This is a genomic window from Vibrio parahaemolyticus, from assembly GCF_900460535.1.
In the GTDB taxonomy this organism is placed as follows: Bacteria; Pseudomonadota; Gammaproteobacteria; order Enterobacterales; family Vibrionaceae; genus Vibrio; species Vibrio parahaemolyticus.
Map to the genome: position 1 here is coordinate 1,350,233 of NZ_UHIL01000002.1, position 12,166 is coordinate 1,362,398.

The following is a 12,166-nucleotide window of genomic DNA, read 5'->3' on the forward strand; positions in this document are numbered from 1 at the left end:
CTACCTAAAGCACACAAATTCGCTGTGAATTATTGAGGAATTAAACAGCTCAACGGTGCTTTTCTCTTCGGAGAAACGGGCGGTAGGTGGATTTTTATGCGGATATTACCATTAGTGAGAATAAATTGTGATGTAATTCAATTTTTTCTAGCTTTTTTTATGCATTTAAGGAATAATCCGCCTCCCTTAGTCGTCCCTAATGGCTTATCGCGGTTGTGTACTGTGCTAACTCCTGTCTGAATGGATTTAGTAACTGGATGAATCAGTATCGAATTGGAAGAGCATATGGGACTGTTTTTTTGTTTAATTAAGTAGGATCCCAATGCAAGATTCTGTTATTCAATTCAGCGATTTATCTCTGAATGATTCTATCCTTTCTGCTCTAGACGGAATGGGTTTCGTGTCACCAACTCCAATTCAGGCTGCGGCAATCCCACACCTATTGGAAGGTGCTGACGCGCTGGGTAAAGCACAGACGGGTACAGGTAAAACGGCAGCATTCTCTCTGCCTCTTCTAAACAAGCTAGATCTTGATCAACGTAAACCACAAGCAATCGTTCTTGCTCCAACTCGTGAGCTAGCGATCCAGGTTGCGGCTGAAATGAAAAACCTTGGTAAAAACATCAAGGGTCTTAAAGTTCTAGAAATCTACGGTGGTGCATCTATCGTAGATCAAATGCGTGCGCTTAAAAACGGCGCACACGTTGTTGTTGGTACTCCTGGCCGTGTTCAAGACCTTATCAACCGTGAACGTCTACATCTTGACGAAGTGAATACTTTCGTACTTGATGAAGCGGACGAAATGCTAAACATGGGTTTCGTGGACGACGTAACTGCAATCATGGAGCACGCTCCTGAATCAGCACAACGCGTTCTATTTTCTGCAACTATGCCACCAATGCTGAAAAACATTGTTGAGCGCTTCCTACGTGATCCTGTAACTGTTGACGTTGCTGGTAAAAACCACACTGTAGACAAAGTTCAACAACAGTTCTGGGTAGTGAAAGGTGTAGAGAAAGATGAAGCTATGTCTCGTCTTCTTGAAACTGAAGAAACTGACGCGTCAATCGTATTCGTACGTACTCGTCAAGACACCGAGCGTCTAGCTGACTGGCTATCTGCACGTGGCTTCAAAGCTGCTGCACTGCACGGTGACATTCCTCAGTCCCTACGTGAGCGTACTGTTGATCACATCAAACAAGGTGTTATCGACATCCTAGTGGCAACTGACGTTGTTGCACGTGGTCTTGATGTTCCACGTATCACTCACGTATTTAACTACGACATCCCATTCGATGTTGAGTCTTACATCCACCGTATCGGTCGTACTGGCCGTGCAGGACGTAAAGGTAAAGCGATCCTTCTAGTTCGCACTAACCAAATCCGCATGCTTCGCACTATCGAGCGCGTGACTAAGTCATCTATGGAAGAAATCCAACTTCCTCTACGTGACCAAGTTGCAGAAGCTCGTCTAAACAAGCTAGCGGCTGAACTGGAAGCTGAGAAAGAGCACAAAGCACTAGACAAGTTCGCAGAGCTAGTAGAGAAACTACAAACTTCTCTAGAAATCGACCCTGCGATGCTTGCTGCAATGCTTCTTAAGCGTCAACAAGGTAAGCGTCCTCTGTTCTACATTGGCGAAGACCCAATGGTTGAAGCGATTGAGCGTGACAAGCAACGTCGTAAAGAACGCCGTGAAGGTGGCCGTGAAGGCGGTCGTAGCTTCAACAACCAAGACTGGGATACTTACCAGCTTCAAGTTGGTCGCGAGCAAGGCGTTCAAGTTAAAGATATCGTCGGCGCTCTAGCAAACGAACTAGGCCTAGGTAAAGGTTCTATCGGTGCGATCAAGCTAGCGCAAGGTCACACATTCGTTCAGCTACCAAAAGCAATGACTTCTGAAGCTGCGAGCAAACTAAGCAAACTGCGTATCCGTCAACAAGATGTTGGTGCTGTAGTATGTGACTTCGACGATTTCCGCGAGTCTCGTGGTGGTCGCCGTGACGGTGGTCGTCGCGATGGCGGTCGTCGTGAAGGTGGTTTCCGTGGTAACCGCGAAGGTGGCAACCGTGGTGGTGAGCGTCGTGAAGGCGGTCGTCGTGAAGGTGGCTTCCGTGGTAACCGTGACGGCAACCGTGAAGGTGGCGAACGTCGTTTCGATCGTAACCGTGGTGGTGACCACCGTGGTAACTACCGTGGCGAACGTGGTCACGGCCGTGGCCGTCGCACTCAAGACGCATAATCAGCGCAGTACTACACAGTTACATAAATTGTTGTAGAGATTGATTTGAAAGCCGAGCATTAAGCTCGGCTTTTTTATGCGCGCCGGGTATGACTTTGTTTGTCGTCGTGTTCGTTAACCCAATTAATCACTTCATTCAGCGGCAGCGCAGGGCAAAATAGGTAGCCTTGAATGATGTCGCAGCCTCTGCTTCTTAAAAAATACAGCGTGTCCATGTCCTGAACGCCTTCCGCCACCACTGAGTACCCTAAACCATGTGCTAGAGCTATCGTGTTCTCTACGATGGAACGAGAGCCTTCTGTGTGGTTTGCTGTGCACAAAAACGAACGGTCGATTTTAATTTGATCCACAGGTAGATCCCGCAATAAAGAAAGCGACGAGTACCCCGTACCGAAGTCATCCAAACTGATTTTAATACCCAATCCTTTAATTTGGTGAATGAGTGGGTTGAGCTCCACAACTCTATCTATTGCCATGGTTTCCGTGATTTCCAAACTGATCAGATCGGCAAATTGCGGATTGTTTTCAAGCAGTTTCTCAAGACGATGGAAAAGAAGGTTCGAAGAGAGGTCTTTGGCTGAAAGGTTCACGTGTACAGGCAACTTAATGCCTTTTTCGATAAAGGTTTTGAGATCTTTTTCTACCTGGCCCAATACCCACATGGTGATGTTGTGGACTTGGTTGCTGCGCTCCGCGATAGGGATGAAGTCGTTGGGTGAGATAGTTTTCCCGTTTTCATCGTGCCAACGGATCACTGCCTCGAATCCGACAGCTAAATTGGTGTTCGCATCAATCAAGGGTTGGTAGTACAACTGAAACTCTTCTTTCTCTAACGCGCATTGAATGCGAGAGGAAATTTCAAGTTGGTACTTGGCACCCACGTTCATATCATCATGATAAAATGCGAATAAATTGCCGTTACGTTTGGCGTGGTACATGGCAATGTCGGCATGTTTAATCAAAAGATCATTTGAGATCGCGTCGTAAGGGTAGGTGCTTATCCCAAATACAACACGTGAAGATACTTGGAACTCATCTAGGTGAAAGCGTGCAGAGAGGGCGCAATCTAGGCTTTCGATAAGTTCTGTGCCCGTTTTCTCACAGGCGGAAGAGGTGAGAATGACAAACTCATCGCCACCCACACGGAAGATCTTGTCGTTCCCTTTGAGCTTGTCTTGCAATCGTTGACCAATCTGAATCAGTAACTGGTCTCCGCAGAAGTGTCCCATCGCATCGTTCACTTGTTTAAAGTTCACTACGTCAAACAGAATGACAGAGAAAGGGTCGCCAGATTGTATTCTGTCATCAATCAGTTCGAAGCAATATTTGCGATTGGGAAGCCCTGTCAGGGAGTCATGAACCGCATTTCGTTTTTCTCGCTCCGCGACGCTGTGTAGCTCTAAGATGGAATCGTTGCTCCACTTGATGACTAAAACGACAAAAATACTGCCACCGAATAAGAGCAAAGAAACACCAGTTTCAAGCAGTGATGCCACTGGTTTTTTCATGATTGCGTGCAAGAAAGCAGCATACGCAAAAATGAAGCAACTTATTAACATCAACAGCCATGTCCACCCGGGTACCTCTGTTTTCGAGCAAATATTTTTTGTCATCTGCCATCCCCAGCAGAGCAAAATCAAACCTAAGATCACTAATAAAAAGGCTATTGTGGGCACGCTATTACCCCGAATTATTGATGAGATTGTTATTTTTATACATCCAATAAACAACGTAGCTCATAGGTTTGAATTTGTACAAATTGACCAATTCATAAATTAGCTTTAACAAATCATATTTTTTAGACTTCAAATAAAATCAAAACTTGCTATAGATCAACAAAATTTGTTCAATCAAATCGCTTTCACTAAAAGATTGTTGAAAGATTAAAAAATTATTGAATAATAGGGCAGCAAACAAGAAGTACGCAGCGCGGAAGCGCAATTACAACCTCTGCTCCACAACAGGATAACTACATGTCTAATTCGTTTGTACTGGTGATCAACTCTGGTAGCTCTTCACTAAAATTTGCAGTCATCGATTCCGTATCGGGTGACGCGGTGCTAAGTGGTCTGGGCGAATGCTTTGGTCTATCAGACGCTCGTATGAGCTGGAAATTCAACGGTGAAAAAAAGGAAATCTCCATCGAAGGTGACGATAGCCATCACAAAATCGCTATCGGCAAACTAGTAGGTTTAACCGAAGAGTTAGGTCTAGCTCAAGACATCGTTGCTGTGGGCCATCGTATTGTTCACGGCGGTGAGAAATTCACTAAAACCGTTCGTATTACTGAAGAAGTTACACAAGAAATTGAGAAGCTTGCAGACCTTGCTCCACTTCACAACCCAGCTGGTGCTATCGGCATCCGTGCTGCTGTTGAAGCGTTTCCAAGCCTTCCACAATTTGCAGTATTCGATACAGCGTTCCACCAAACAATGCCTCAACGTGCGTTCACTGGTGCAATCGCTAAAGAACTTTACACAGATTTCGGCATTCGTCGTTACGGGTTCCACGGCACAAGTCATTACTTTGTAAGTCGCGAAGCTGCGAAGATGATCAACAAGCCGATTGAAGAATCGAGCTTCATCTCTGTTCACTTAGGTAACGGTGCTTCTGTTTGTGCAATCAACAATGGTGAATCTGTAGATACGTCTATGGGCTTCACTCCGCTGTCTGGTCTAATGATGGGTACACGTTGTGGTGACCTTGACCCAGGCATCATTGAGTACCTTCTGAAGAAAGGTTGGTCTCAAGAGAAAGTGTTCAACTCACTGAACAAAGCTTCTGGCTTCTTAGGTGTTTCTGGCCTAACAAGCGACGCACGCGGTATTTTGGAAGCAATGGAAGAAGGCCACGAAGGCGCTGCCCTTGCATTCCAAGTATTCACATATCGTGTGTCTAAATACATCGCTTCTTACCTTGCTGCGCTTGATTCATTCGACGGCATCATCTTCACTGGCGGTATTGGCGAGAACTCTATGCCAATTCGTCGTGAAATTCTGAAAAACCTAAAACTGCTAGGTTTTGTTGAAGATGTGAAAGGTAACGAAGACGCTCGATTTGGTAACGCAGGTGTGATTGCTACATCTGAGTTGCTAGGTGCGAAAGCACTGGTTATTCCTACCAACGAAGAGTGGGTAATCGCTCAACAGTCGGTGGAACTGCTGTAAAACGGCAAAAATTTTGGGAACTAAGTCAAAGCTCTTTCCGTAAGGAAAGAGCTTTTTTTTGATCTATCACTTCACTTTCCTCATATAAGCGTCTTGCCCGAATCTGATTGCGATTTTGTCGTTCACATTGATTAACAAATGTCCTCTAGTGATATTAATGTAATTAATTGTGAGCCAAGTCTAAATTCCAGTATACTGCTACCTGAGTAATATCGAGCTGTATAGATATAAATAATAAACCTTTGATTAATCAATAGATTGGTCGAGTAAGGGAAAGTAATGTTTTTTAATAAGTCGCTTCAACAAGAAAACCAACGATTAAAACAAGAGCTCTACAGCCTACAACAGATCCAGCAAAGCCTAGACGAAGAAATGTTAAGGCTGACGTTGGATGCGAAAGGCAACGTCACATCGGCAAACCAAAAGTTTTTGCAGCAACTTTCACTGTCAGATAAGGACATCTTGGCGAAGCATATTTCTGACCTTGTACCATCAAACGTGAGAAATACTGACCACTTTTACCGCATGAAACAGTCGGTTCAAGCAAAAGCATTCTGGAATGGCGCGTTTCAAATCACCAAGGGGGATGGTGAAGAGGCGTGGTTAAGAGTGGTTATTCAGCCTGTGAGAAACACAAGTGACCAGGTTGAGAGCTTTTTTGTGTTTGCCTCTGAACTGACTCGAACGATCACGACATCGCGCGAGTACGAAGACATGCTGAATGCGCTGAGCCGCTCGATGGCAGTCATTGAATTTACGTTAGACGGTACAGTGCTTAAAGCAAATGATAACTTCCTCAGCACGATGGGTTACAAGCATGAACAAATCGTGGGTAAGCATCACCGAATTTTCTGTTTGCCTGAAGAGGCAAACTCTTCGGCGTATCACGATTTTTGGAAAAGGCTGGCAAGTGGGCAGTTTGTTACCGACCGATTCAAACGCGTAGACCAATATGGCTCAGTCGTGTGGTTGGAAGCTTCTTACAACCCGATCCATAACGACAGAGGCGAGCTGTACAAAGTGGTCAAGTTTGCGACCAACATTACTCAGCAAGTGCTTCAAGAGCAATCCATGGCGCAAGCGGCGCAGTTGGCGAATGAAGTATCTCAGGAAACGGGCACTCAAACCGTCCAAGGCCGTCAAGTAATCGGCTCTACCCTTGAGAAAATGCAGACCCTTTCAGAGCAAATGCAGCAAGCCAATGCCGCCATTGAAGATTTGAAAGCTCACTCATCGAAAATCAGTGAACTGGTGAATAGCATTAGCGGAATTGCTGACCAAACGAACTTGTTGGCGCTCAACGCTGCAATAGAAGCCGCTCGTGCCGGCGATCATGGACGCGGTTTCGCGGTGGTTGCCGATGAAGTACGCCAGCTTGCCATGCGCACCAATACCACGACAGATGAGATTGTCTCGATGGTGACGGAAAATCTAGAGCGCACCAATAACGCTGTTGCACTGATTTCTCAGTGTCAAAAAGAGGCGCTTGATACTCTAGAGCTGTCTGAAAAGGCGGGCAATGTTATGAACGATATCCAAGACGGAGCAAGCCGAGTGGTTGAAGCTGTCGCACAGTTCAACCGCACCTTGTAATTAATCGCTTCAAAAACTTCTGCTTCAAAGAGCCCATTCTCGGTTCTAGTTTTCCTTCCTCGCTTCGCGAATGCCGTTTATAGCGAGGAAGGCAACACGCTGTTATTTCTCGATGAAATCTCACCTGCAATGTATAATGCCGACGTTTCGCAAACGTTAACATCTTCCATTCTTATTACACACCTCGTCAGCATTTGCGATACGAATATAAATAACTTTCGTAGATTAAAATCGATATAAATATCCCCACTGATGACGATTCATCAGGCCTTTTTGTGAGTAATTATGTTTAACTCAGAACGCAAAGCGACCGTGATTCTGGTGGCCACTACGATGATAGCGGCACTGGGCTGGATTTTTTCCAAAGAAACGATACAAGGGCTGCCTCCCTTTGGTTTTATTGGCTTGCGATTTACCATCGCCTCTCTCTGTTTACTGCCATTGTGTTACCGACCACTAAAAGCGGCACGGTTAAAAGACGTGTTGGCAGCCAGTGGCGTAGGTTTGCTGCTTGGCGGCGCTGTGATGACGTGGATTTACGCCATTTCAATCAGCGATACGCTAGGCGAGGGCGCATTTATTATGAGCCTCTCGATGCTGTTCGTGCCAATCGTGGCTTGGGTAATGTTTCAACAACGCCCTCAGCGCATCTTTTGGATCTCGTTACCTATTGCGGTGATTGGTTTAGCGTGCCTTTCATTGGCTGGAGGTTGGAAGCAGTCTGCGAGTCAACTCTGGTTTCTTGGAGCGGCGCTTATCTTGGCGCTACACTTTAATGTAAACAGCAAATATTCGCAGAAGTTGCCCGTATTACTACTGACTTGTGTGCAGCTGTTTTCAGCAGGCTGTCTAGGTCTGTTGGTGTCGTTCTTGATGGAATCACGACCAGAGCAGGTGGATTCATCCATTTGGTGGTGGTTTGCGCTCAGTACGTTGCTCGCGACGAGTTTGCGTTACGTTATGCAGACGATGGGGCAAAAGTTTGTCCAAGCAGGGAATGCGGCACTGATTATGATCTTAGAGCCGGTTTGGACGGTTGTTCTCAGCATTCTTTGGTATGGTGAAGTTCTGACGGCCAATAAACTTGTTGGTTGTCTGCTGATTCTCTTTTCTTTGGTGATTTACCGCACTGGCGGCAGATTCCGCTTCCCCAAGCGAGCGTAAATACACGCTCTAAAGATGAACGACGATGGCAAATACTGAACATAAAGAAACATTAGATTTTTTAGATAAGCTGAGCGTCTGCTTGTATCGCGCTGGCATCAGTGTGTTTGCCATCGCGCTTTTGGGGTTGGCTGCGTTGGAAGGTCAATGGCTCGACGGGGTGGATGGCAGGTATAGAGCAGTACTTGCGGTATTCGCCATTGCTGGTGCAATGTCTGCGAGTAATATTCACGTTTACAGTAAGTCAGTTCGCATCATCATCAGTTGGTCTGGTTGGATAGGGGTGATCTTGATGGTCTGCGACCCAGAGTTAAATCGAGTGTGGCTCGCATTAGGCTTTATCTTTGTCACCTTTTCTGGGATTGCGTTGAAAGAGTCGTTCTGTTTCAAAGTCCTTGGCTTGAAATTGGTACCTACGCTGTTGGTTGTGACGACATTTGCGTTGTGGTTCGAACAGTCAACCATAGTTGCAATCTCTGCGCTTCTTGCGGGTTTGATCATGGCCTACTTATCTATAGCAAAATGGCGCATGCCACTGCACTTTGATATCGGTATCAAAGCGAATTATGAAGTCTAACGGGCGGGTTAGTTGAGCACGTTATGCAAAGTGCGTTATTCCATTCTATGACGTAATGCCTGTGAAACTTTCGATGTTGGTTGGCGTTGCAGTTCATCGCTTATCATCCATCCTGCTTTGGCTAACAGCTCTAAATCCACGCTAGTTTCAATGCCCAAGCCTTGGCATAAATACAACACGTCTTCTGTAGCAACATTGCCAGATGCACCATGCGCGTATGGACACCCTCCCAATCCTGCGACACTGCTGTCTACCGTGTTGATGCCCATGCTTAAGGCCTGGTAGATATTTGCCAGCGCTTGTCCCCATGTATCATGAAAGTGTACGGCTAAACGTTGGCTTGGAATGCTCGCTAGCACCGATTCCAGCATTTCTTTTACACGATTAGGCGTACCGGTCCCGATCGTGTCGCCCAAGGACACCTCATAGCATCCCAACTCGATCAACGCTTGCGAGACGTTGGCCACTTGTGTTGGAGATGTCGCCCCATCGTAAGGGCAATCGACGACGCACGACAGATAGCCACGAACGGGAATATGGTATTTATCGGCCTGAACCATTAATGGCTCGAAGCGTTTCAAGCTCTCTGTAATTGAACAGTTGATATTATGCTGGCAAAAGCCTTCTGAAGCCGAAGTGAAAATGGCGACCTGATTGGCGCCAGCATCTAAGGCTTGCTCTAACCCTTGGAGGTTAGGGGTGAGTACCGAGTAAGTCACCGAGGCTCTTCGCGTGATATTTTGTATGACTTCTTTGGAATCTGCCATTTGCGGAACCCATTTGGGTGAGACAAATGAGCCGGCTTCGATGTGACTCAAACCCGTGTCAGAAAGCAAATCAATCAGCCGGATTTTAGTGCGAATCGAAACTGGAGATTCATTTTGAAGTCCATCTCTAGGGCCAACTTCAACAATGTTTACGTTAGTAGGCAGTGTCATTCTTCCTCCGCATCAGGTTGATGGACCCAGCTCGGAGGCCGTTTTTCTAAGAAAGCTTGTAAACCGTCTTGCCCTTGCGGCGATACACGGATATCGGCGATCAATTGGCTGGTGTAGCGGATAAGCTGAGAATCAATGGGATTTTGGTGGCATTGTTCGCACAGTGCTTTCGCTTTTCTCATCGCATCTGGGCTATTGAGTAGCAAAGAAGCGACGACTTCGCTTACGCATGATTCAAGCTCGTCATCTTCTTTCACGTCATGCACGATGCCAAACTGTTGCGCTTTAACCGCAGGGATGACTTCACCACTGAGGATGTAACGACGTGCTTGTCGATTGCCCATCGCACGCATCACGTATGGTGCAATGGTGGCGGGCACCAATCCCAGTTTGACTTCACTCAAGCAAAACTGAGCGGAGTTGCTGGCGATAGCGATATCGCTGCAGCAAATTAGCCCCAATGCGCCACCAAAGGCTGAGCCTTGTACGACAGCGATGGTGGGTTGAGGGAAGGCATCCAACGTTTCCATTAAGCGAGCGAGGCTTTGTGCATCGACTAGGTTTTCTTTTCGGGTACTATTTGCCATCGATTGCATCCAAGCTAAATCCGCACCAGAGGAAAAGTGTTTGCCATTACTGCGCAGCACTAAGCAACGCACATCGGTTCTTAGTGCAAGATAATCTAAGCGATGGATGATCAAATCAATCATGCAGGCATCGAAGGCATTGTGTTTCTTTGTCCGATTCAGCGTCAGCGTTGCAACACCGAATTCGTCAACCTGCCAAAGCACATCATTGTGTCGTTGAGCGTTTGGAACAATGCTTGGTTGTCTTTCCTGCATAATGATTTCCTTGTGAACGTTTATTTCAATTGCGCGGTTACATTCTAAAGATGCCAAATTCGCTATCAGGTATTGGCGCGTTGAGCGCGGCCATTAACGCTTGTGCAAGCACGTTTCGCGTTTCTTTGGGGTCAATGATGCCGTCGTCCCATAATCTTGCACTGGCAAAGTACGGATGCCCTTGGGTCTCATACAAGTCTATGATCGATTCTTTGAAAGTGTGTTCTTCTTGCTCGGACCATTCTTCGCCGCGACGTTGGTTTATCTCTTTGCGCACCTTAGTCAACACGCCGGCGGCTTGCTCTCCGCCCATTACGGAGATGCGTGCGTTTGGCCACATCCACATCATGGTTGGGTCATACGCTCGCCCGCACATGCCGTAGTTTCCTGCGCCGTAAGAACCGCCAATGATCACCGTGAATTTAGGCACATCAGCACACGCCACCGCCATCACCAATTTTGCACCGTGTTTGGCGATGCCTTCTTCCTCGACTTTTTTGCCGACCATGAATCCGGTGATGTTTTGCAAAAAGAGTAGCGGCGTTTTGCGTTTGGCGCACAGTTCAATAAAGTGCGCGCCTTTTTGTGAGGAGTCAGAAAACAAAATGCCGTTGTTCGCGACAATGCCAATCAACTGACCATGAATGCGCGCAAAGCCGCACACCAACGTGCGTCCGTAGAGGGCTTTAAACTCATCGAAATCCGAATCATCGACGATACGCGCAATGATTTCACGTACATCAAACGACAAACGCAAATTGGCGTTGACGATACCGTACATTTCTTCCGCATCGTAACGTGGTGGTAAGATGGCACTGTTTGATTTCGGCGGCTTTGGACGGTTCGCGTTGGCAATCGCCTCGCGCGCTAAGCCTAAGGCGTGCTCCTCGTTTTCGGCGTAATAATCTGCCACCCCCGATTTTCGACAATGCACATCTGCGCCGCCGAGTTCTTCACCAGTCACGACTTCGCCCGTTGCGGCTTTTACCAATGGGGGGCCGGCTAAAAAGATGGTGCCTTGTTCTTTCACCATTATCGACACGTCTGCCATTGCTGGGACATAAGCACCGCCTGCGGTGCACAGCCCCATAACAACGGCGATTTGAGGAATGCCTTTGGCCGACATTCTGGCTTGGTTGAAGAAGATACGGCCGAAGTGATCTTTATCGGGAAAAACGTCTGATTGATGAGGGAGATTTGCGCCGCCAGAGTCGACAAGGTAGACGCACGGTAGTTGGCAACGCTGAGCTATCTCTTGTGCTCGAAGGTGCTTTTTCACGGTAAGAGGATAATAGGTGCCGCCTTTGACCGAAGGATCGTTGGCAATCACCATGCATTGAACTCCTTCGATCATGCCGATGCCAGCCACGACACCTGCGCATGGGATGGACTCATCGTACACTTGCCAAGCGGCGAACTGACCGATTTCAAGGAAGTTGCTGCCATCATCGAGCAAATGTGAAATTCGTTCTCGAACCGGGAGTTTTCCTTTTTGTCGCTGATGAGCAATGGCACGTTCGCCGCCACCGAGTTTGATGGTGGCGATGTCTTTTTTCAGCTTTTCAACCAGCATTTCCATCGCGGCTTGGTTAGAAAGAAACAGCTCGTCAGTTGGCTTGGTTTTGCTTTTTATGATGGCCATG

Annotated in this window: 9 protein-coding genes; 5 read left to right on the forward strand and 4 right to left on the reverse strand. The window is 47.0% G+C overall.

Annotated features, from left to right (window positions below):
• Positions 1–322 precede the first annotated feature (322 nt).
• Entirely contained in the window at positions 323–2,242 is a 1,920-nt protein-coding gene (locus tag DYB02_RS23260) for a DEAD/DEAH box helicase (protein ID WP_025547263.1), read from the forward strand.
• 74 nt (positions 2,243–2,316) lie between these two features.
• Here the strand turns inward: DYB02_RS23260 and DYB02_RS23265 are convergent, their stop codons facing one another.
• Positions 2,317–3,855, reverse strand: a complete 1,539-nt coding sequence (locus tag DYB02_RS23265; protein ID WP_029806077.1) for a putative bifunctional diguanylate cyclase/phosphodiesterase — start codon at positions 3,853–3,855, stop codon at positions 2,317–2,319.
• 360 nt (positions 3,856–4,215) lie between these two features.
• On the opposite strand from DYB02_RS23265, the gene DYB02_RS23275 reads away from it, so the two are divergent.
• From DYB02_RS23275 to DYB02_RS23290, 4 genes are all read left to right on the forward strand, one after another.
• Positions 4,216–5,409 (forward strand): acetate/propionate family kinase, encoded by a 1,194-nt coding sequence (locus DYB02_RS23275; protein WP_005483382.1) that lies wholly within the window; start codon positions 4,216–4,218, stop codon positions 5,407–5,409.
• A 279-nt stretch (positions 5,410–5,688) separates the two neighbouring features.
• Positions 5,689–7,002, forward strand: coding sequence for a methyl-accepting chemotaxis protein (locus tag DYB02_RS23280; RefSeq protein ID WP_005498481.1), 1,314 nt, complete (start codon positions 5,689–5,691; stop codon positions 7,000–7,002).
• Positions 7,003–7,287: 285 nt separating this feature from the next.
• The gene (locus DYB02_RS23285; protein WP_005485953.1) at positions 7,288–8,166 is read left to right on the forward strand and encodes a DMT family transporter; all 879 of its coding nucleotides are present in this window, start codon (positions 7,288–7,290) and stop codon (positions 8,164–8,166) included.
• A 25-nt stretch (positions 8,167–8,191) separates the two neighbouring features.
• Positions 8,192–8,743, forward strand: coding sequence for a DUF2301 domain-containing membrane protein (locus tag DYB02_RS23290; RefSeq protein ID WP_029803799.1), 552 nt, complete (start codon positions 8,192–8,194; stop codon positions 8,741–8,743).
• Positions 8,744–8,778: 35 nt separating this feature from the next.
• On the opposite strand, the gene DYB02_RS23295 is transcribed toward DYB02_RS23290, so the two are convergent.
• Genes DYB02_RS23295 through DYB02_RS23305 form a run of 3 tightly spaced genes read right to left on the reverse strand, consistent with a single transcriptional unit; the run spans position 8,779 to position 12,165 of the window.
• Positions 8,779–9,681 carry a hydroxymethylglutaryl-CoA lyase gene (locus tag DYB02_RS23295; protein WP_029803800.1) on the reverse strand — a complete coding sequence of 301 codons (903 nt, stop codon included), beginning with the start codon at positions 9,679–9,681 and terminating at the stop codon, positions 8,779–8,781.
• The gene (locus tag DYB02_RS23300; RefSeq protein ID WP_029803802.1) at positions 9,678–10,523 is read right to left on the reverse strand and encodes an enoyl-CoA hydratase-related protein; all 846 of its coding nucleotides are present in this window, start codon (positions 10,521–10,523) and stop codon (positions 9,678–9,680) included. Before DYB02_RS23300 ends, DYB02_RS23295 begins: the two co-directional genes overlap by 4 nt.
• Positions 10,524–10,560: 37 nt before the next feature.
• On the reverse strand, positions 10,561–12,165 hold the full coding sequence (locus DYB02_RS23305; protein WP_029803803.1) for a carboxyl transferase domain-containing protein: 1,605 nt from the start codon (positions 12,163–12,165) through the stop codon (positions 10,561–10,563).
• Position 12,166: the final 1 nt, after the last annotated feature.